Origin of the sequence: Corallincola spongiicola, assembly GCF_004284785.1 — a bacterium.
GTDB lineage: Bacteria > Pseudomonadota > Gammaproteobacteria > Enterobacterales > Neiellaceae > Corallincola > Corallincola holothuriorum.
The window spans coordinates 890679-911253 of sequence record NZ_SHLY01000002.1; the positions used below are offsets into that span (position 1 = coordinate 890679).

Annotated in this window: 16 protein-coding genes and 1 other annotated feature; of the genes, 3 read left to right on the forward strand and 13 right to left on the reverse strand. The window is 51.3% G+C overall.

The window, feature by feature from the left end:
• Positions 1–7: 7 nt before the first annotated feature.
• From EXY25_RS09625 to EXY25_RS09650, 6 genes are all read right to left on the reverse strand, one after another.
• Positions 8–574, reverse strand: a complete 567-nt coding sequence (locus tag EXY25_RS09625; RefSeq protein ID WP_130566569.1) for a sugar O-acetyltransferase — start codon at positions 572–574, stop codon at positions 8–10.
• A gap of 243 nt (positions 575–817) precedes the next feature.
• Positions 818–3772 (reverse strand): DUF4132 domain-containing protein, encoded by a 2955-nt coding sequence (locus EXY25_RS09630; protein ID WP_130566570.1) that lies wholly within the window; start codon positions 3770–3772, stop codon positions 818–820.
• A gap of 3 nt (positions 3773–3775) precedes the next feature.
• Positions 3776–4204: a hypothetical protein gene (locus tag EXY25_RS09635; protein ID WP_130566571.1), complete on the reverse strand. Its 429-nt coding sequence runs from the start codon at positions 4202–4204 to the stop codon at positions 3776–3778.
• Positions 4205–4438: 234 nt separating this feature from the next.
• The gene (locus tag EXY25_RS09640; protein WP_130566572.1) at positions 4439–7168 is read right to left on the reverse strand and encodes a hsp70 family protein; all 2730 of its coding nucleotides are present in this window, start codon (positions 7166–7168) and stop codon (positions 4439–4441) included.
• 40 nt (positions 7169–7208) lie between these two features.
• The gene (locus EXY25_RS09645) at positions 7209–9041 is read right to left on the reverse strand and encodes an Hsp70 family protein (RefSeq protein WP_130566573.1); all 1833 of its coding nucleotides are present in this window, start codon (positions 9039–9041) and stop codon (positions 7209–7211) included.
• Positions 9038–9559, reverse strand: coding sequence for a DUF2760 domain-containing protein (locus EXY25_RS09650; protein WP_130566574.1), 522 nt, complete (start codon positions 9557–9559; stop codon positions 9038–9040). Before EXY25_RS09650 ends, EXY25_RS09645 begins: the two co-directional genes overlap by 4 nt.
• Positions 9560–9901: 342 nt before the next feature.
• Here EXY25_RS09650 and EXY25_RS09655 point away from each other — a divergent pair, with 342 nt between their 5' ends.
• Positions 9902–11344, forward strand: coding sequence for an HDOD domain-containing protein (locus tag EXY25_RS09655; RefSeq protein ID WP_114338783.1), 1443 nt, complete (start codon positions 9902–9904; stop codon positions 11342–11344).
• Between the two features lie 106 nt (positions 11345–11450).
• Here EXY25_RS09655 and EXY25_RS09660 read toward each other — a convergent pair whose 3' ends face one another.
• From EXY25_RS09660 to hpf, 4 genes are all read right to left on the reverse strand, one after another.
• Positions 11451–11996: a GGDEF domain-containing protein gene (locus tag EXY25_RS09660; RefSeq protein ID WP_165419314.1), complete on the reverse strand. Its 546-nt coding sequence runs from the start codon at positions 11994–11996 to the stop codon at positions 11451–11453.
• Between the two features lie 198 nt (positions 11997–12194).
• Entirely contained in the window at positions 12195–12725 is a 531-nt protein-coding gene (locus EXY25_RS09665) for a M23 family metallopeptidase (protein WP_130566576.1), read from the reverse strand.
• Between the two features lie 79 nt (positions 12726–12804).
• Entirely contained in the window at positions 12805–14817 is a 2013-nt protein-coding gene (gene aroF / locus EXY25_RS09670) for a 3-deoxy-7-phosphoheptulonate synthase (RefSeq protein WP_114338780.1), read from the reverse strand.
• Between the two features lie 23 nt (positions 14818–14840).
• Positions 14841–14967, reverse strand: a sequence feature (Phe leader region).
• Between the two features lie 92 nt (positions 14968–15059).
• Positions 15060–15473 carry a ribosome hibernation-promoting factor, HPF/YfiA family gene (gene hpf, locus EXY25_RS09675; protein WP_114338779.1) on the reverse strand — a complete coding sequence of 138 codons (414 nt, stop codon included), beginning with the start codon at positions 15471–15473 and terminating at the stop codon, positions 15060–15062.
• Between the two features lie 185 nt (positions 15474–15658).
• Between hpf and EXY25_RS09680 the strand changes: the two genes are divergently transcribed.
• Complete coding sequence (locus EXY25_RS09680; RefSeq protein WP_130566577.1) at positions 15659–16324, forward strand: cytochrome b/b6 domain-containing protein; 666 nt, start codon at positions 15659–15661, stop codon at positions 16322–16324.
• 55 nt (positions 16325–16379) lie between these two features.
• Complete coding sequence (locus EXY25_RS09685; RefSeq protein ID WP_114338777.1) at positions 16380–17012, forward strand: SGNH/GDSL hydrolase family protein; 633 nt, start codon at positions 16380–16382, stop codon at positions 17010–17012.
• 78 nt (positions 17013–17090) lie between these two features.
• On the opposite strand, the gene EXY25_RS09690 is transcribed toward EXY25_RS09685, so the two are convergent.
• From EXY25_RS09690 to glgX, 3 genes are all read right to left on the reverse strand, one after another.
• A complete protein-coding gene (locus tag EXY25_RS09690; RefSeq protein WP_130566578.1) occupies positions 17091–17558 on the reverse strand; it encodes a c-type cytochrome in 468 nt (155 codons plus the stop codon).
• A gap of 58 nt (positions 17559–17616) precedes the next feature.
• Positions 17617–18312, reverse strand: a complete 696-nt coding sequence (locus tag EXY25_RS09695) for a DUF2982 domain-containing protein (RefSeq protein WP_114338775.1) — start codon at positions 18310–18312, stop codon at positions 17617–17619.
• An 81-nt stretch (positions 18313–18393) separates the two neighbouring features.
• Positions 18394–20454, reverse strand: coding sequence for a glycogen debranching protein GlgX (glgX, locus tag EXY25_RS09700; RefSeq protein WP_130566579.1), 2061 nt, complete (start codon positions 20452–20454; stop codon positions 18394–18396).
• Positions 20455–20575: the final 121 nt, after the last annotated feature.

Sequence of the window (20575 nt, forward strand, 5' to 3'; positions counted from 1 at the left end):
ACAGCCACTATTTTTCTTGCGTTTCCTCTAGCAGACTGCGTATCACCCGAGCTGGCGCACCGCCAACCAAGGTGTCGGCAGGAACATCGTGATTGACCACTGAATTAGCAGCAATAATTGAACGTGCGCCTATGGTGACGCCTTGGTTGATCACTACATTGCCGCCGATCCAAACATCGTCTTCAACCGTGATCGGTTTGCAAAAGGTTTCCCAGCGGCGACGGCTCTCATAATCCATAGAGTGTGACGCGGTATAAAACTGCACATTGGGGCCCACCAAGACGTGATTGCCTAATGTGATGGTCGCACCATCAAGCATCAGCACGTTCATATTGAGAAAGGTGCGTTCGCCCAAACGGATCTGCTGGCCAAACTCGCAGCGAAACGGGGGAGTGATAATTGAGCCTTGGCCTAGCTCGCCCAGCAGCTGCCGAAATAGCTTTTTAGATTTGTTAAATACGCCGTGATGATTGATCTGTTTGAGCAGGGCAAAGGCGTTATCCCGTACCCGCGCCACTTCGGCATCGCCGCCATTAAACAGCTCGCCGTTAAGCATCTTTTCGTATTCGGTCATTACTTGTTCTTTCTTTTTGCTGAAAGTAGAAAGAGTGTATCAAGAGTGGTGTGTTTTTGCTGCGGCTCAGCTTCTGCAACGGTTGAGGCAGTTTGGAGCGCTCAATTGAAGCGCCGCGGTCATCTACACAACTCCCACGGCTGATGCTTCTTGACGGCAAGAATGCCGTCAAGAGCTTGCATGGTCCTGCTAATGTCACTCTATCGCCGATATCTCCAGCGATGAGATTTTTCCTCCGCTCCGTTAAGCTTTCACTGCTGCGTCTATCTGTTGCGTAATGGTGTCGTCGCTGATTCTGTCATCGTCAGATAGCAGAATCGCTTTAGAGATCACCTCTGTGGCTTTACGATCACTTTCAGCAAATGGCAGATAGATAGGCTTTGCCTTGCGATCACTTTGCGGCACGATACAGAGGTAGGCGCCGGGCATGATGTGGATATTGCCACTGCCCAAGTGGATGCGATATTTCGCCCGCTTGCCCTGAACGTAGACAAAATGGCCGTCAAAAGAGAGGTTGTCGAAGCCTAATTTGGCCATCACCTCGCGAACGACATCGATCCGCGACGCGCTTAGTTCTGCTGACCAATAGGCGCCGTCGTCATCGACCACAGCCACTGACGCCACCAGGTCAGCATCCCGCATCACTTCGGAGAACAGCCTAGAGGGCACATCGGCGATCGCCATCGCCCCGTCCGCATTGAAAAATTCAATTACATCGGCAACTTGTACCTCGTCTTCACTGAAGAAGTGGTGTACTTCCGGGAATGACCAGTAAGCATGGATCCCCGCCGAAGCAAATAACTTACGGCAGACGCAGTCACCTTCGCCGCCAAACGCGTTCCAGCCGCGACTCTGTAACAGTCGGTAGCCCACGGAAGTGCTAATTGTTCTGCCACTGTAACGGTGGCTTTTCGGTGATGAATCTAGTTCTGCCGGGGTCGGTACATAGAGTTCACGGAATAGTTGTTTGAACGGCTGTACTCGCCCTATCTCCACCAAGGCGCGCTGCCACTCGCTAAGCAGCTTGGTTTTGTACAGATCTTCTACGTGGGCAATGCGCAGATCTCCCTGGATCGGAAGTTTGCCATTAAGGCTTGTCAGTGTCGCTTCCGTGGCGTTGATCAGACCAAGCTGTCCGTCATTGTCAATGCCTACCAGGTTGGCAAGCAAACAGTTGACGGAGGCAATCTGAGCGAGTTTGCTCAGCGTTTCCGGGCTGAGGATTTCGCCCATACACATCATGTTTTCAAGAGCCTGCTTAAATCGACGGGCTTGATCATCAAGCTCTTTCATTTGCTCCCGTAGTGCAGTGTATTCGGCAAATTTGCGTAAACCTGCGGGGACACTTTTCAGTTGTTTCCCGTCCTTGTGCACCTGCAGGTTGCTTTTCAGTCCGATAATATCGACTTTCACGGTCCAGTCCCCGATGCTCTGCTCGGACAGCAGCTGGGCGTTTGCTTCGCTGAGCTTTGACTCCATATCCCACTCTAAGCGGGCAACATCTGGATAGCCGGCCGTTTGTGCCAGGTTTTTCAGGCCTACAGTGACTGCTGCTCGAGTATTTGCCTGACGTTCAGCACCATATTTGCTGCACTCTTTCCAGACCTGACGCAGGGTGGTGTAACGCTTTACCGCGTCCTGGTCGGTGTTGATGGGAAGTAAGCCGAGCGCCTTTACTGCGATCTGATTATGTTTGTCGATGCTCTTTTCTAGGACTTTTTGGTTGTTCCCTAGAATGGCTTCGCAAAGATAGATGGCGCGGGTATAGCCGAGTTTTGACCCTTTCAGTGATTTGAAATAGGTGGTGATAAGTTTGGCTGGCAGATCCTTGACCGCAGCATGGAAAGCGTGCAGGTCAACCACGCCGCAGGTTTCACTCTCGGAATTATCAAAGGTGTGGATCTGTGGCTCCGAGTTATAGGGAGTATCTCTGACCAGAAGAGCGATAAATTCAATCAGCGGGATTAGCGATTCTGCTTCCAGTACATTGAGTATCGCCTTCTGTGTTTTGCCTGCGAATGGCAAGAGTAACCATAAGGTTGCAGGTTTGAATTTTTTTAGCTGAACAGCGAGTTGTTCGACATTTTCATCGGCCTCAAAACAGCGGAAGCGGGCAAAGTTATACAACAGCCTAGATAGCTTATCATAGCTGTCGGCATTGACCTGTTTCGCTCCCAATCCTAACCGTTCGATATGTTCGCAGGTTTGCACCAGCCAGCGAGCACCGGGAAGATTGAAGTCCGAGCAGTGTGTGAGAGATCTGAGCTGCTTTTCACGATATCGATAGGCGTCGTCGTTACTGCCCAGAGCCATCTCAACGGGTAGATCCAACGCCTGATAACGCTGCCATGTCCATTGTTGCATATACCCGTAAAGAGCCGCCTGCGCAGCAGAGAGTGGTTGCGATAGTTTGCCGTCGTCGTTGTGGTACATGAAGTCATCATCCATGACCAGATAGCTATCCAGATCAGCCAACTGGCAATAGGCCTCATAGCTAAACGCATCTTTTGCGATGGCGTCGTAAACCGATTTCAGGATCAGAGGTTGCAGTGCATAATCGTGGATTTGATAGCTGCAAAGTTGCTCTTTCTCATCATAATTATCGATCCACTCGAATTCGCTGTTCCATTCTGAATTCAATAAGGCCTCAGCGTTTGCGCTATCAGTTGCCGGATCCCAGCATTCGGCTAGCATTTCACAGAGTTGAGTGGTTGTGGGTTTCAGGTAGCCATATTCGGCTTCCCGCCCAAAACTGAAATGGTTGAACATCCCGCCTAACAATGCTTCACAATTTTCTATTGGCAGGGAACGGGTAAGCTGCCCTTTTAGTCGTGTCATCAGTATGGCGTTGCTGTGGGTATCACCTTTGAGTACCAGCAGGCCTTCGCAGATGGTAAGCAAGTGGCTGTGAACCCGGCTCTCTTCTTGCTTATCTCTTGAATAAATAAGAGGCAAGCCGCGGCTTTTAGGGGTGCAGTAGAAGGCTGCGGTGGCCATCAGAGCTTGTTTGCCAAATTCTGCTGTGATCGCTTCTGCTGCGTCTTTAAATAGTTCAGGCAGGCGATCCGGATCTTCTTTTTTTAACCGGCGAGTACGCAGGTCCAAGCTGTTACCAAACAGGGGGTGAGCGGGCAGCCAATGCAACCCCCATTGGCCAAGTTTTAGCGCGAGTGCGTCTAACTGAGTTGAGTCTTCCATTTACTAACCTCCTACTAAGGGCATTAATCGCACAAATTGCACTTTGCTGTTGGGCATAAGAATGATTTGATCATTCAGAGCGACTGGTCGGGTGCCATTGACAGCGATAAAAAAGTGGCCCTTGCCAAACCCGCTGATGGCGTCACCAATGCAAGTAGCCAGATCCAGCGGCGGCAGATGGCAGTTGTGCATACTAATGCGGCCATCTCTGGCTTGCTGCTCTATCTCATCGGTAGAGAGATACTGGCGTTGAAAACGTTGGCGTTGTTCGTGGTTGGTTTGCTGCAGCGCGTTGACTTGAGCGGTGACAGCGCGGCTTATTATCTGTTCTACGGAGACCTGCTGGGTGTCAAAACTGATTTCGACCGGAGGCAGATCCTCAAGCGCATTTTTATCTCCCCAATAGAGGGACTCTACATTGACACAATACATCTTCAGTCCTTTTGTATTGTCGACCGAGCGGGTGAATGCTTGCCGAGGGTGTGATGCCGAGACTTTGATCCGTTAAGCATATAGGCAAGACTTTTCGCTATAGGATAAAGGAGGCTATTTAACGACAGCTTATTTTTGCTGCAAAGGCTATTGTTTCGGGAATGTGAATTGTGAGCCGAAATTGCTGATTTTGATGGCTTCACCATGTCGCCGATGCAGCTTTGGTATTGCCGCTCAATCTTCTGCCAGCCGCAGGCCCGTCGGTAGGTTGTCTCCCCAGATCTGTTGCTGGTCACCGGCTTGATCTGCGTCGTCGGACAACCAGCGTAACCAGCCCTCGTTGCGGCGGCCGCGCCGCAGTTTATCGCTCACTTGGCGGCGTAAGTCGTCATTCACTGCCAATGCGCTGTCGGTAGGCTGAGCCATAGTAACCGCTGGAAAGCAGAGTTGTGGGTGTTGCTTCCAATCCAGAGTGAGTAGGGTTTGCAACCATTCACTGACAACGTCAGCAGTGATCCGAAATTCTGGCGTGGCATAGGCAAGTCGGCGGGCGCCGATTCTGGCCAACGCCCAGGAGGAAGCTGCTAATTCATCCTGCTTTTGCAATTTATCCAATAGCAGATTGCCCACTTCCGTTTTGACTTCCACCGGGATCCGCTCTAGCGCGCCGATTAAGCGAATCCGCTCTTCGATACCTGCTTGTTGGCGTGGCTTATTACCTGCGCTGCGGGCATATCCCGGCACCAATACCATGCCGATATCATCAAGTAATGTGGCTTGCTGTTCGTCATTTAGACCGGCAACAACGCGACGCCAAAGCACCCACCATTCGCGCCAGCCTTGATTTTCTTGTTGATACTGCAAGCCGCTAGTATATAGCTGCCACAGCTGTGAGATCCGCTGATTGTCATTGGGCATACCGCTGCCGGGGCGCAGGCAGTACCCTGACAGATTAAACCAGATCCGCTCATGTTTTAGGCTACGGCGGCGCTTACCGGCAGTTTCCAGTAATTGATCGGCCAAATGCCTAGCGGTATCAGCACTCCAGTTGTCGCGTTTTCCCAGCTGTTTCTCCAGCTGATTGCGTAGCTCAGAGACATTGAGTACAGCTTTGCTGCTACCGAATACTTGATGAATAAGCTTGAATGCGGCCGTTGGTGTGCTTTGACAAGCTGGGGCTATGTCTGCCTGTTCATGGGCGCGGAGGTTAAAACTGATCGGCCACTGTTGCGTGGGCTCATCAATCGCCTGACAAGCGACAGCCAGCTGTCCCAGCTCGGTCAGTCGGGTGCTAAGTCTGACGTTCACCATGCCGCTACCCGCTAGCTCAGTGGTGAGTTTGGGGAGGTGGTGCAGTTGGTGGCTGTCAGCAATGCGTTGGCCGAGTTGATAGCGTGTGGCACCGTGGTCACTGGCGATCTCAAATTGCACCGGCTCACCGCACATGAGGGTGAAATCCGGTGTGCTAAGAGTCTGGCTATGATCTGTTGCGCTACCTTTGGGCAGAATACAAAAAGCCTGTTTACCACTTTGGCTGTCGACAATGGCGAAGTAACTGCGGGCGCTGTCGCTGCGGATCAGTTGCTGTTTTTGTTGTCTTAACCAGCCGTAGTAAGCCGCGCCGCGGGCAACTGCCAGATCCGGTGCGGGATTCTCCAGCAGAGTAATTGGCCGTTCTGACCACTGTTGTAGCTGTGCGATTAAACGCTGGCGTAGCTGTGGGCTATGAAACGGGCTGCCATTGAGCAACAGGGTGTCTGGTGTGATCCCGGTCTGTTTGATGTGCGGCGCAAGAAAAGCTGCCAGGTGGCGGGTGATCGCTGCGTCAGCAGGATAGGGCAACCCTGTTTGTACTAAAGCACCTTTGCGTTGCTGTGGGTAGGCAGTACTGTCGACTAAGGGAAAGAAGCCATCCAGTGCCAGCTGTTCCACTTCTTTAGCGGTTAAACGGGTTTGCTGGGTGCCGCCAATCAAGGCACTGCCGCTGCCTAACAGGTTGATCTTGAATTCGTCTGGCGGATCTGTGGCCAGCAGTGTTTCTTTTGCTTGCCGACTTTGCTGACTCAGTTGCTGTAGCTGTTTAAAATCGGGGCGAGCAGCTTTATCACTCGTGTTAAGCTTGCGCTGCGCTTGTACTGCGAGCGCCAAGTCAACGTTGTCGCCGCCGAGCATCAGATGTTCGCCAACGGCCACACGCTCCAACTGCGGACGCTTTTGCTCTGCAGATGGCTTGATATTTATTAGCGTAAAGTCACTGGTGCCTCCGCCAATATCACACACTAACATTTGTTCACGATCTGCGAGTGTATCGCTGTCTGCTTCGCGCAATAGCCAATCATAGGTGGCTGCAATCGGCTCTTCTAACAGTACCGGTTGATTTAGACCTGCCAGAGCTGCCGCTTCTTGTGTTAGGGCGCGGGCGTGATCATCGAAAGACGCTGGGACGGTTATCTGTAACTGCTGTTGTGCCATTGGTGCATCGGCAAACTGATGATCCCAGGCACAACGCAGATAATCGAGGTAACTCGCAGTGGCCTGCAGCGGTGAGACCGTTGCGACATGTGCTTCGGCGCGCCATGGCAATGCTGTCTCGGCTGTCTGCTGGCAAAGCCAGCTTTTCGCGCTTTGCACCAACCGACCGGGCATCGCACTACCCAACTGTTGTGCCCAGTGCCCAAGTAAGGCATTCGGCAACTGTTGCTGTAGCTGACTGCTGGGCCAGGGTAGCTGTTGCTGTGCAGCGGACACTTCGGCACCAGGATGATATCGCAGCGCTGGCAAGGTAAGGGCTGTACCCCATTGGCCTTTATCCAGCCATTGCGGGATCGGCCATACCTGAAATGCGGAGGCCGCAGCTGACGGCTTCGCCGAACGGCCGAGCTTGGCATAGGCCAGCACGATGTTGCTGGTACCGAGATCGATACCTATCACATAGCGCGCTGACTCGGTGTTTGATGTCGTCATGAATTAGCTGGTAGAGGGTGGTTACCCTCATAATTTAAGTTCAAGCGGATTCACCACGGGTATCAAATTCAACTTGCCAATGCTCGCTGCCATCGATCGGCATAGCGGCAAGCTCCAGCGTACCAAGGGCATTGATACTGGCTTGTAGTAGCACGGGAACCACATCGCCGGGAGTTCTTCCTTCGGCGGGGAGTAGTGCTTCAATGGCGGGCAGTTCTTCCAGCTCACCTTCATTCCAGAAATCAAGAATATGGCCAGGTTGGTCGTCGCGGCGCACGGTTGAGCTAAAGAAACGGAAGCGTACCGGCTGGCCAACAACCAGACCAAACTCTTGGGTTGGTAAGCTGGCTTCAGTGCCCTCTTCCATGCCAAAAGGTGCGATACAAAAGGCTTCAATCGGCGCTTCCATGCCGGGTACCGCAGGCATGGCACTCTCGATGCCGACATAATAGGCGGAAGCAATACCGCCTCGAATGCGCACACCGTTGCCACTGCGAACCGAGCCGTAATAGGCTGCACCGTGGGCTACCGCTTGATCGGGATCGTTACCTGCCAGCACTTTTACTGGTGCCGCGCCATCATCAGTCAGCCACTGATTCAGCACCTCAACAATACGGTTGGTGAGTGGTGAGGCTTTGACGACACCACCATTAAACAGTACCGCAGTGGGGTGAAGAAAACGTGCCCCAGCCGGCAACTGAACATCGCTTAGTTCATCGGTGGCGTGACGTTGTTTACTTAAAAAGGCAGCCAAGTGACGAGTGACTGCAGGATCTTGCGCGTAAGGCAGGTTTAGTTTGGTCAGTGCCCCGCGCGCACGATGTACCACAGGGGTTTCTATGTCGGTACGTGGGAAGAAGCCTTCGACTAATACTGCATCCACTTCGGCACGACTGAGCTCGGTGCGTAAACTGCCGCCAATCAGGCTGGAGCCACGGCTGGGAACCACAATTGGCACTTCAGTGAGTTCAGGTTGTGAGAACAGTGTCTCTTTGGCTTGGCGACATCCATGGGAAAGCGCCAGCAGTTGCCAGGGTTGCAGTTGCGTCCCTTGTTGTGCCAGTTTTTGGCGAACGGTATGAGCCAGCGCCAGATCCATGTTGTCACCACCCAATAGCAGGTGGTCACCGACGGCGATGCGATTCAATGCCAGTGCGCCATCCTCTTCAGTGACGGCAATCAGTGACAAATCCGTGGTGCCACCGCCTAAATCGATCACCAGAATGACATCACCGGTAGACACCTGATTGCGCCAGTCACCATGGCTACCTGAGATCCAGCTATACAGCGCGGCTTGTGGCTCTTCCAGCAGTGTGGCTTGATGCAGGCCGACCTCTTGTGCCGCTAAGGCGGTCAGTTCCCGTGCCGAGGGGTCGAAGGAGGCCGGTACTGTGATCGTGAGCTGCTGCTTGGCTAAGGGCGCATCGGGGTGGCGCTGATCCCAGGCGCGGGTCAGATGCTGCAGATAGTGCTTGCTGACTTCATAGGGCGATAACTTGCTAACATCTTCCGGGGCTTGCAACGGTAGCAACCCTGAGCGGCGGTCCACTTCACCATGACCGAGCCAGCTTTTAGCGCTGCTGACTAGGCGGGTCGGTGTCTTTGCTCCCAGTTCTCTCGCCAGTTGACCGGCAACATAGGGAAACTCTCCCCATGGCAGCTGGCGCTGTGATGGCGGCAGCTCTGACTCGTGGGGCAGGTAGGCGAATGAGGGCAGCGCATTGCGTTCTTCAATTTGGCCTGGACCGACTAATTGGGGAATAGTAAATAACTGCTGTGGCTGTGGTTCGCCATCGTCGCTGATGGTTGCAAAAGCCATCACACAATGGGTCGTGCCCAGGTCGATCCCTACGGTAAATTGCGCTTCACTCATAGCTCCACCTCTGCGGCTGCCAGCACGTTAAAGTCGTAGCCTTCGATGGTTTGCGGCAGATTGATAGCGTTTGCTTTCCAGCCCTTGTGTAACAAGGTGCCATGGAATGGCGCACTGCCACTGACATTACCCGTGAGGCGATAGGCTTGTGGATCAAAGCCCTCAGGCACGGTTATTGGGTTACCTTCAAGGCTGCTGGTGATTGGCGCTAAAGTGACGTGTTCGCTGATCGCTTTCTTTAAACCCTGATGGACGACGCGGGCAGCGGCACCCACCTGCTCATCGCTGAAGCTGGTGACATCTTCCTGAATAAAATCGAGCAGTCGCCCCTCTTTTTGGAGCAGAGCAAGCATCTGTAGGGCACCATCACTGTTGCTACTGGTGAGCGTGACTGCTGGCTCTACTGCTGGTGCTGTTTCGCTCTCGGCAGCCGATGAGGCGACTAAGGTGTTGGTGAAGCGGCGGCTGAAAATGACTTTGAACGCCAGCGCGATACGTGCAAAAAAGTGTGTTTGCATCTGAATTCTCTTTATCTGTGTGGGTATAAGGGCTGGTCTTGGCAAGTGACTTGGTGTGATTTGAGGCTGTTATTCGCCTTCATGGCCACCGCTCGCAGCTCCGTTTACAAGATTGATTGCTGAATAATTTACCAATAAAAGTGTGATCTTGGTAGCGCTTGTCTTATCTGATTTGCGAAAAACGTCATAACTTGGATCACGCGGCGACGCCTAGGCTTTGCGCACTGCAGATTTGTAGGTCATGCTGCTAGTAGGGTTGCAGTTTTGTTTCTGCTTGTTTAATGAAAAGTAACAAAACGCCTAAGCTTAATAGTAGGCGTAATATAGAAGTGCCAACGTGATATGAGTAAGCATGAATTACAAGGCACGGAAGCTTGGGTTGAAAAAATCAGTGAGCACGAGTTGCCAGCTTTGGCAGCTACCGTGCGAAATCTGGAGAAAATGGCGAGCAATGATACCGCCTCGCTTGCCAGTTTGGGGCAATCGGTACTCCATGACCAAGGCTTAACTTCACGTATCCTGCGGGTGGTGAATAGTGTCAGTTATGGTGTTGGGCGCAACCGTGTCACTACGGTGAGCCGGGCCGCCGTGATCTTGGGGTACAACACCCTTAAACATATCTGTATTACTGCCAAGATGATCGACAGCATGCTGCGTAACCGGGATATCAGTAAGCCGGTGCATAAACGCTTACTGCGTTTGATGGCAAAGTCATTTCACGCAGCGATGCTGGCGCGGGTATTGGTTGGCGAGCATGATGAAGATACTCAGGAAGAGGTCTATATCGCGGCGCTACTGCATGAGTTGGGAGAGATAGCATTTTGGTCAATGGGAGGCGGTGTCACTGAGCGATTAGATGAGGCTTTGACCAATGGCCGAGCACCTCGGGAAAAGATATCGCAGGAGATACTCGGAACCACCTTCGACAAGATCAGTGCTGGCTTAGCCCGTTCCTGGAATATGGGGGATATGTTGGTGCGGTCGATCGAAGATCCTAATCGCCGCACGCCAGAGATGCGTGCCATCGAACTTGCTTCAAATTACAGCCAAGCGCTGACTGACCCCAATGCCAAGATAGATGTGCAGATGTGTCTATCTGAGATGGCTGAATTGGTTGGAGTTCCCATTCCAGGTTTAAAGCGGCGGATTAAGAAATGCACCCAGGATTCGGTTGAGTTGGCGGTGTCCTATGGGGCGGAGTCGTTGACCGAATTTCTCGATCCAGAAGCTGACGTTAATCGTTTTTCGAGTGATGAAGCGCCTCACCATCTGTCTGACGAAGTGATGCAGTTGAAAATGCTTCGGGAACTGACGCAGTTATCGATGGAACGCGCGGATCTCAATTTACTGGTGAACACAGCGATAGAGGGCCTGCATCGCGGCGTTGGCATGGATAGAGTGATCGTGCTGATGGTGAACCAGAAAAAGGATAAGTTGACCCCGCGATTTGTTTCCTGTGCCAATGCCGGGCGCATTGAAACTGGTTTTGTCTTTCCGCTAACGTCGTTGGCGACGGTATTTGACGATGCATACAATCAGCAATTGCCATTTTGGGTGGACAAGCCTGAGAGTGAACAATGGCGGCAGAAGGTTACGCCAGCGCTACGGGGTTTGTGTGAAGACTCAGCATTCTTCGTTGCGCCATTGGCCGTGAATGGTAAGTGTTTGGGGGTGGTGTACAGTGATAGGGCTGAAACAGAGCGGCCACTGAGCAGTGACGACTTTGGTGCATTCAACCATTTTACTGGACAGCTATCATTGTGTCTGTCGTTAGCTATCCGTTAGCTTATGCTAAGCGATAGCAGCAATAAAAAAGCGCCGTGGTCGGCGCTTTTTGGTATTTGTTTGTCTGCTCATGGTGCGTCACCGCACTTCAATTAGCCGGTGAGATTTAGGCCCGTTGCTCCATATGTAGATGATGGGGATAAATCTGTGCAGTTGCTTCCGTGATCAGATCTTCGATCTCGGTAGAACGGTTTGGAAAGAAACCAGCAATACCGGCGGAAAAACTCAGCCTATTCATATCTGCTTTGTCGGGTATTGCCGCGATATGTTCATGGAACTTTTCCAATACCAACTCTGCATGGGCTAGGGGGGTATTGGTTAGTAGCACAACGAACTGATTGCTGGACATTCGCGCAGTCATGTCGCTGACACGAAACGTTTTTCGCATCTGTTCTGCAAACAGTTTCAAGGTGTGAAGGTTCTGAGGGGCTCCTTCTACGCCATTGAGGTTATTCAGTTCAAAACAAACCAGTGTGGCTGGTGCTCCCTGACGCGCACACAGATTGAGCATGTGCTGAGCCAAGAAGATAAATCCCAGGCGATTACCGGTTCCCGTTAGTTCATCGATCGTTGCCAGCTTTAACGCTGCCAACCGCTTTTTTTCGTCAGCGGGGATGTTTGGTGTATTCAAAACGACTACCTTTCTATCCAAAGCAGCACTCCATTGATTAGCTGTTATCTGTGATAAAAATCTAAAGCAAAACCTAATCAATCAGGCGCTGCTGATTAGCTGCTGACTTTAATATTAGCAGTCGGTAGAGGTGCTGCTGATGAAGCAACCGAATTGCGAGCTGACTCCCAATGAGGAGCTTTGCGTTGGCAAAATGAGGAGTTTGTGCAGGTCGCTGGTTCAGCGATTGGATAAATAGGCGTTAGGATCGAGGTAGAAAAGCTGCTTCCAGCCTTGGGTTTGGGTGCTATAGCGCCACAAGTAGGGCAGTAAAGTCACCAGAGAGTAATGTAGATGAGGAGGCTTGCCTGCTGCATTTCCGGTATCGCCGAGCGTCCCCAGTTGTTCCTGCTTGGATATCCAGCTGGCGCTACTGACACTGCGCGAAGCTAAGTGAGCGTAATAGTGGATCCGCCATTTGGGGCCGAGTACTACCACCACATGTCCGCCTTTTTGCCATTCGCCGGAATAAAGCACAAGGCCGCTAGTCGCTGCGATAACGGGTGTCCCTTTGCTGGCAAAAATGTCGATACCTTTATGGACGCCTGAGCTGCCCCAGGGTTCATACCAAAATGTATCGGGATGCCAATCATTGCTTGATGCGCCCTTGACCGGGATCGTCATTTGGCTTGGAATTAACAGGCCGATTATGATGATAGCGAGCAGAACAAGCAGAGTTGCTTTGTAGATCCCTTTTTTGGTGTTTTCCATTACCCCTGCTTCCTTGGTTTGGTGATGCTATCTAGAGCGAGCATTCGACATCGACGAAGGCTCGCTCTATCTGGCAACGTTAGCGTTGACGCAGTTCGCTCATGATCTCGGCAAAGCCATCAAAGTCTAAAGTTTCACCGTCAGACAGTGCTGCTGCTGGTTGCGGGTGAATATCGAGAATAATGCCGTTGGCACCTGCCGCTTTTGCCGCATATACCAGCGGTGCTAGCTGATTGATATGGCTGATAGCATGCGTGGGGTCGACGATCACTGGCAGATGAGTCATGCTTTTCAAGGCGGGGATGGCGCCCAGATCAAGGGTTTGTCGACTGGCGCCTTCAAAGGTGCGGATACCGCGTTCACATAGGATCACTTGCCGGTTTCCTTGCGCCATGATCACTTCTGCGGCTTGCAACAGCTCATCTAAGCTGGCCATCAATCCACGTTTCAGAATGATCGGGCGATGGGTGCGACCCACTTCTTGCAACAACTCAATATTCTGCATGTTACGAGCACCGATCTGCAGCAGATCTGCTTGGCGCGCCGTTTCCGTGACTTGCTCAGGGTGGTGTACTTCAGTGATGAATGGTAGGTCAAAGCGCAGGCCAGCTTCGCGCAGGTACTGCAGGCTCTGCTGTTCGTTAGGAAGATTGCCATCTTGGTTGATTTGTGGCGGATAGAGCGCCCCGCGCAAAATGGCTGCCCCACATTCTTTGGCTTGTTGCGCACAGGCATTTAACTGCTCCTGTGATTCAATGATGCCAGGACCTGCGATAGTGATGAACTGATCACTACCGATGACGGTGTGACGTACCCGTATTTCAGTGTCAGGGTGGCCATTTCTGGCAACCAATGAATGAGCAGAAGCCGCCGCGCTTTCGGTTTTGCTCGCTGATGTGGCGGTATTATTGGGTAATGGCAGCTTATCTAGCGGCACATGGGTGGGACTGACCTCTTCCGACGGATAACAGCCTAATACTTTCAGGTAACGGGTGATCCGGGTCAGGGCTTCCAAGGCACTCTGCATATGACTGCTTTGCAGGTTGCCCTCTACATCAATGTAAAATAGCTCTTCCCATGGGTTGCCTTGGATAGGGCGTGATTCCAGCTTGCACATATTGAGTCCGTGCTCACGCATCACTAACAGGGCTTCAACCAAGGAGCCCGGCTTTTGTTCCACCGACATGATCAGCGTGGTTTTTGCTGGGATCTGCTCTGCCACCTGTACCGGTTTGCGCGCGATGACGATAAAACGGCTGAAATTTTCTTTTTGGTTGGCCAGTCCGGTTTTGATTGGAGTTAAGCCATACAGCTCACCACCATCGGCACTGCCAATCGCTGCCACATGAGGATCTTTAAGTTCACTGACTTTCAGAAATGCAGCGGAGGATGCATCACAAGACTCAATTTTAATACCGGTTAACGAATCCAGATATTCACTACACTGTTGTGCCGGTTGAAAATGGGCGTAGATGGTATTGATTTGGCTCTCAGAGGAGGGCACAGCCGTTAACAAGCAATGTTCGACTGGCAATGTCATCTCACCAACGATGGAGCAGGTGGTGTGTTGCAGGACGTCGTAAACTTGAGTGATACCGCCTGAGGAGGTGTTTTCAATGGGCAACATGGCGTAGTCGGCTGTGCCTGATTCCACTTCATTGATGATCTGACTGAAGCTAGTGCAGCCCCGTTCTACCAAATCATCACAGGTGCGGGAGAAGTATTTGCGCATTGCCAGGTAGCTATAGGAGCCTTTGTCACCAAGGAAGGCCACACGGTAAACTGGTTTACGGTTTTCTGGATTGGCCAACTGCTGCAACATTGCCTGCTGCGTTAGCACTGAGTCTTCGATGATGGTGTGATAAATCTGGGTGACATAATGGGCATCCAGATCAAGCTCGCGCCCCTGTTTTATCAGCGTGACTAACAAAGCTTCTTCTCGGGTCTGGTCTCGCACCGGGCGGGTCGCTTCAATTTTGCTGCGGGCGACATCCAAGGACAGTTCACGTCGACGCGACAACAGTTTTAAAACTGTCGTGTCCAGCTCTGTGATCTCTTTGCGGATATCATCCAGTGAAAGCGGCTTATCCATCCTAGTGGCTCCTGAAATTTGGTAAAAAAAAACCTCCCACAATGGGGAGGCTTATCAATTCGTCTTTCTTTGTGTCTTTACACGACGAAATCGCCCCCCGGTGAACCGGTGGTAAAGGCAAAAAGAAAGAAAAACAGCGTTTGGATCTTCATGATGCTCAATCTATGGTGGATCGTGGGATGTGTCAAGGCGACGATACAGAAGAGCGGGGATTATCCCCGCTCATTTGCTTGACATCATGCTTATGCAGCGTTTTCGACGTCGTCTACTGATTCTTCAAAATAGGGCTCGTCATAGAGCGCTTCTTCAACAAGTGGCTCTCCGGCGATCAATCCTTGGCGACACTGATCTTTGCCACTGCGGCTGCCACGGTGGGCGGAAGGCTTATGTTGGTAGCGATTCAGTTGGCGCTCCAGGCGCTGTCCCAGCAAATTAATGGCCGCGTACATATCTTCATGCTCTGCCTTGGCAAAGATTTTGTCGTTTGGCACGGTAATGGAGGCTTCAATTTGATGCAGTTTTTTCTCTTGCGAGAGGATGACATGGGGATTAATGAGAGAAATGTCGAGACGTTCTAACTTATCAAACCGAGATTCAATACGCTCGCGAAGAGCTTCGGTGATTTCAATGTGTTTAGCGGTGATTTCGATGCGCATAGGCATTCTCCTCTTGTCACTGTTATCACTTATTGCATAGACAGACTATCGCGGTCAGAGTTCCATTGGAATTGATTTCGGTCACGTTTTTTTCCGCATCGTAAAGTTCCCTGACAGTTTGTGATGGGTCGTCCACTTCTGCTAAATTGCTTATTCCAATAGTTGAAAAATCAGGGTCTGTACCCATGGCTGAGAACCTCGATGTCAAGCAAGCCAGCATACGCGTATGGGATCTTCCTGTGCGTTTGTTTCACTGGTGCCAAGCGGGTCTATTTGTAGCGATGTGGGCGACCGCTGAGTTCGGCGAAATGGATTGGCATCTCTGGTTGGCTTATTGTCTGATCACCCTCTGGACTAGCCGCATTGTTTGGGGGTTCATCGGTAGTGATACTGCACGTTTTAGTCAATTTTTGCGTTCACCGATAGCCGCTTGGGGTTATCTTCGCGGCTCGCCGCATACGCAGTTAGGCCATAACCCTGCTGGTGGCTGGATGGTGATGTTACTGCTCCTGCTGATGGGGTTGCAGTTTGGGTCTGGACTATTTACCAGCGACGATATCTTTACCGAGGGACCACTGTACAGTTTAGTCAGCGATGATGTGGCAAGCTTTATGGGGTGGTGGCATGAGGTGAACTTCAATTTGTTATTGGCGGCCGTTGCTCTGCACCTGTTGGCTGTCATTGTTTATGAAGTTAAAGGTCATCGTCTTATTTCCGCCATGTTCAGCGGCGTACGTCTGCGCAACGGTGAGCCTGAAGTCACTTTCCGTGCTAGCTGGTTGTGGTGGTTGGTGCTGTTGATCGGGGGTGGTGTGCTGTATTACTGGTGGCAACCCAGTATACCCTGGTGATCTTGAGTGTGTGCTCTGCCTCTTACCTCATTCCTTGCTAATGGATAGTTAACTGATGCCCACCATTCTCTGTTACGGTGATTCAAATACATGGGGTGCCGTGCCCGGAAAAGACCGACGCTTTGCTGCCTCTGAACGCTGGCCGGGACGATTGCGTGGTCTGCTACCTGCTGACTTTGAGGTCATTGAAGAGGGGCAACCCGGCAGAACCACGGTGCATGATGATCCGGTGGAGGGCGAAAAAAATGGCCTGCGCTATCTGCGCCCCTGTTTGGAGTCCCACCTGCCGGATTTAGTGGTTTTGCTGCTGGGGACAAATGACCTTAAGCATCGCTTAGGCTTGTCTGCTTTTGATGTGGCCGAAGGGGTAGGCAGGCTTGGCAATGAGATCCTGACATTTCAAAGTTGGGTTAAACCGATATCGCCAAAACTTTTATTAATTGCACCGCCGCCAATCCGTGAAGTTGGATATTTCGCCGATATGTTTCGTGATGGCGAGTTAAAGTCGGCAGAGTTTGGCCAGCGGTTTAAGGCCAAAGCAGCTGAGCTGAATTGCGGTTTTTTTGATGCTGCCAGCGTCATTCATAGCTGCCCAAAAGAGGGAATACATTGGCGTGCGGAGCAACACAAGCTGTTCGCTAGCGCCTTGGTATCACCGATAAAGGCGATAATAGAATCCGCAAATTAGTAGGCAATAACGACTATGCTCGGATTTATATGTAAAAAGCCGCTTTCAGCGGCTTTTTTAACAACGACGAGAGGAACACTACTTGTTTTTGTAGTCGTCGTGACAACCTTTACAGGTTTTACTTGTGGCGGCGATCGCTGTTTTGAAGGCATCCATGTCGCCACTACCGGCGACTTTCGCTAGTTCGGTGCTTGCACTCTGCAGAGCGGCCATCTTCTCTTCAAAGTCACTCCAGCTGCTCCAAATCGCGGGCTTAGCTTTGGTATCACCCTCGTTGCTGCCTTTGACGGCAAATGCTTCTAATGGCAAATGTGACAGGGCGGCGACGGCATCAGCACGACGCTGTGCGACCGCTGCGTCATACTCTTTTTTACCTTTTAGCATTGCCACGAGATCACCAAAATTAGCGGCAATTAAAGAGAATGATTTCTGGCGATATTCGATCGCTGGCTCTGGGTCAGCATAGGGGCTCTCTTTTGCTACGGCAATACCGCCGGTAGCGATAAGAGCGCCAGCGACACATGATAGTAATGTCTTCTTGTACATTGGGTTTCTCCCTGAGTCTTTGTTTCTTATAGTTTTAAGCTGGTGTTTCATCGCCTATTTAAGCATCCAGCTGTTGAACTTGCGAGTGATATTTACGCAGTAAAACAATGAACTCTTCGGCGGGTCTGTCCAGTGAGTTTTCTGGCAAATAAATATCATATCCCAGCATCTCCCTTAAACGTTGCATCCGTTGTCCTAACATGGCGAGTAGGCCGGTGTAGTGAGTGCCTTGATCATCGGTAAACTGATCACCTTCGAACAGCAATTCACTAGGGCAGGTGCCATCAGCACATTCGTTTTTAATCGCTTGCATCAGGACTGGACGTTGTTCCAGCAAGATCCGGCTAGCCAGTCGCAGTGAGATGTTACTCAGTAGGCGATGCTGACTGGTGAGTCTGATACCAACATAGCTCAGGGGTTGATAATTGTCCTCTAAACCAAGGGTTGGGATATCTATTCGCTGAATATCTTGCCACGCTAGCGTCCATTGACCGTGCCGGTGATAAAACTGCAGATAGTTGGGGCACAAGCGCAAACTTACCTTGGGTTCTAACTGTTTTAACAGCCCTAACAGCAGGGTAAAAACTGAGCCTCCCAGCATGACATAGAACGGTAGTTTCGGGATCGAGGTCAGCAGAAATATCACCACTAAACTTAACAAGGCGCTGACCCCTCCGAGCAGGGAGAGGGTCAAACCATAGCGGTTGACCACGGGCTTTATTTCAATGGTGTCTAAAGTGTCACTGTTGTCCATGGTTACCACATTATCAAAAAGGCCCGCTAGCGGGCCTTGTCGTTTTACTCATTGAAGCGGCAAGAGGCCCTTTCGCTTAGCCTAATCTTCGTAGGCTGCCAACATAACCACTGAGCGTCCTTTAACGCGATAGATACGGTAAGTTACCGCTTCTGCGCATTCAGGGTCTTCAATGATGTCATAGGGCGACGGTTGACTGGTATCAACAATACGATGCCAGCGTCCATATTCAGGATCCGGCAGTTCAAACTCCAGTTCCTGATGCCAAGCGTTAATCGCCATATACACTAGCTCACCGGTGTTGGGATCACGAATGGTCATGGCTAATGAATTGGAATTCTCCGACCAATCTGGCGATTGCGGATGAACACCATGCCACTGGATCTTGGTGCTATCTAACACGTCTGCCAAGGTGTAGTGGCGCTGCTGATCCATCGCTGGATCCTGCTGACGCCAGCGCAGCATCTTCTGTGTGAAGCGCAACAGAGAGGCATTCTTTTCCACCAGATCCCAATCAAACCAGCTCAGCTCATTGTCCTGGCAGTAGGCATTGTTGTTACCGTGCTGAGTACGGCCAATTTCATCGCCCATGGTGAGCATCGGTGTACCCAGCGAAGCCAGCAACACAGTCATGAAATTCTTGCGTTGACGTTCACGCAACGCCAACACCTCAGGATCATCGGTGGGGCCTTCTACACCACAGTTCCAACTGCGATTGTGATTGTCACCATCACGATTGCCCTCATTGTTGGCTTCGTTATGCTTTTCGTTATAACTGACCATGTCATTGAGAGTGAAACCATCATGGGCGGTGACAAAGTTAATCGAGCGGTGCGGACTGCGGTGCTGATCGTAATAGAGATCAGGACTACCGATTAGGCGGTCGGCAAAGCGGCTGACGTAGCCCTTTTCGCCGCGCAAGAAACTACGCACATGATCCCGATATTTGCCGTTCCACTCTTGCCAGCGGCCACCAATAAAGCTGCCCACCTGGTATAAACCTGCAGCGTCCCATGCTTCGGCAATGATCTTGGTACCAGAAAGCACAGGGTCGGTATCAATTGACCAGAGTACCGGTGGATCTTTCAGCACTTCGCCTTTTTGACCACGAGACATTACGGAGGCTAAATCGAAACGGAAACCGTCAATGTGCATGGTTTGCACCCAGAACTTGAGACAGTCACGGATCATCCGGCGCACCACTGAGTTGTGGGCATTGATCGTATTGCCGCAACCTGAGTAGTTGTGGAAGTCGCGTTTGTCATCACCGTGGATGTAGTAGGTTGTACTACCTAGCCCTTTGTAACTAAGGGTTGGGCCATTGCTGTCGCCTTCAGCGGTATGGTTAAACACCACGTCCAAATAGACTTCAATCCCTGCTTTATGCAGCTCTTTGACCATATCGCGGAACTCACGAAATGCCCCCGTGGGTGATTTGTCGGAGCTGTACTGTGAATGGGGAGAGAAAAAGTTGATTGGCGCATAGCCCCAGTAGTTGGAAACGCCTTCTGGACAATCTTCTGGATCAAATTGTTGAACGGGTAACAGTTCAACAGCGGTGACACCCAGGCTTTTCAGGTAGGGAATTTTTTCAATTACACCGGCATAGGTGCCGCGTTTGTCAGCGCTAACGCCTGAGTTCGGATTAGCAGTGAAGCCTTTGACATGCATCTCGTAGATGACTGTTTCGGCCAATGGCCGATTCAGTGGACCAGTATCTTCCCAATCATATCCGCGGTGCTCTACCACAACCCCTTTCATGCACTGGCCGACATTGTCGCCGGGAACCATGGCCGCCTTCCGGCTATAGTTATCGCCCATGGCGACAGCTTGAGCGTATGGGTCTAACAGGACTTTCTGTGGATCAAAACGCAGGCCTCTTGCTGGATCATACGGGCCGTAAACGCGATAGCCATAGAGCTGACCTTCGCCCAACCCTTTGACAAATATGTGCCAGTAGTCACCCGTGCGATTGACACTTGGCTTGAGCGTCATGACTTTTGGCGTGGCGTCTTCAGCTGATTTGAAAAGCAGCAACTCAACGGCTGTGGCGTTTTTGCTGTAGAGGCTGAAATTTACACCGCCATCAATAATTGTGGGGCCTAAAGGAAAGCTACGACCATAATCGTGGATCGGACTCATAAGATACAAACACTCTGCAATAGCTTGAGATTGAGGCCAGTTTAAGCAATTAACGGTAGAAGCTCCAACCGTTAATTCATTCTGTTTAAAAAAGCATGCGAGCGATACCTTTGCTTACTAT

Excerpts from the sequence above, each read along its gene's own strand:
- EXY25_RS09625 (WP_130566569.1), bottom strand. The coding sequence starts at position 574 with ATGACCGAATACGAAAAGATGCTTAACGGCGAGCTGTTTAATGGCGGC.
- EXY25_RS09630 (WP_130566570.1), bottom strand. The coding sequence starts at position 3,772 with ATGGAAGACTCAACTCAGTTAGACGCACTCGCGCTAAAACTTGGCCAA.
- EXY25_RS09635 (WP_130566571.1), bottom strand. The coding sequence starts at position 4,204 with ATGTATTGTGTCAATGTAGAGTCCCTCTATTGGGGAGATAAAAATGCG.
- EXY25_RS09640 (WP_130566572.1), bottom strand. The coding sequence starts at position 7,168 with ATGACGACATCAAACACCGAGTCAGCGCGCTATGTGATAGGTATCGAT.
- EXY25_RS09645 (WP_130566573.1), bottom strand. The coding sequence starts at position 9,041 with ATGAGTGAAGCGCAATTTACCGTAGGGATCGACCTGGGCACGACCCAT.
- EXY25_RS09650 (WP_130566574.1), bottom strand. The coding sequence starts at position 9,559 with ATGCAAACACACTTTTTTGCACGTATCGCGCTGGCGTTCAAAGTCATT.
- EXY25_RS09655 (WP_114338783.1), top strand. The coding sequence starts at position 9,902 with ATGAGTAAGCATGAATTACAAGGCACGGAAGCTTGGGTTGAAAAAATC.
- EXY25_RS09665 (WP_130566576.1), bottom strand. The coding sequence starts at position 12,725 with ATGGAAAACACCAAAAAAGGGATCTACAAAGCAACTCTGCTTGTTCTG.
- aroF (WP_114338780.1), bottom strand. The coding sequence starts at position 14,817 with ATGGATAAGCCGCTTTCACTGGATGATATCCGCAAAGAGATCACAGAG.
- hpf (WP_114338779.1), bottom strand. The coding sequence starts at position 15,473 with ATGCGCATCGAAATCACCGCTAAACACATTGAAATCACCGAAGCTCTT.
- EXY25_RS09680 (WP_130566577.1), top strand. The coding sequence starts at position 15,659 with ATGGCTGAGAACCTCGATGTCAAGCAAGCCAGCATACGCGTATGGGAT.
- EXY25_RS09685 (WP_114338777.1), top strand. The coding sequence starts at position 16,380 with ATGCCCACCATTCTCTGTTACGGTGATTCAAATACATGGGGTGCCGTG.
- EXY25_RS09690 (WP_130566578.1), bottom strand. The coding sequence starts at position 17,558 with ATGTACAAGAAGACATTACTATCATGTGTCGCTGGCGCTCTTATCGCT.
- EXY25_RS09695 (WP_114338775.1), bottom strand. The coding sequence starts at position 18,312 with ATGGACAACAGTGACACTTTAGACACCATTGAAATAAAGCCCGTGGTC.
- glgX (WP_130566579.1), bottom strand. The coding sequence starts at position 20,454 with ATGAGTCCGATCCACGATTATGGTCGTAGCTTTCCTTTAGGCCCCACA.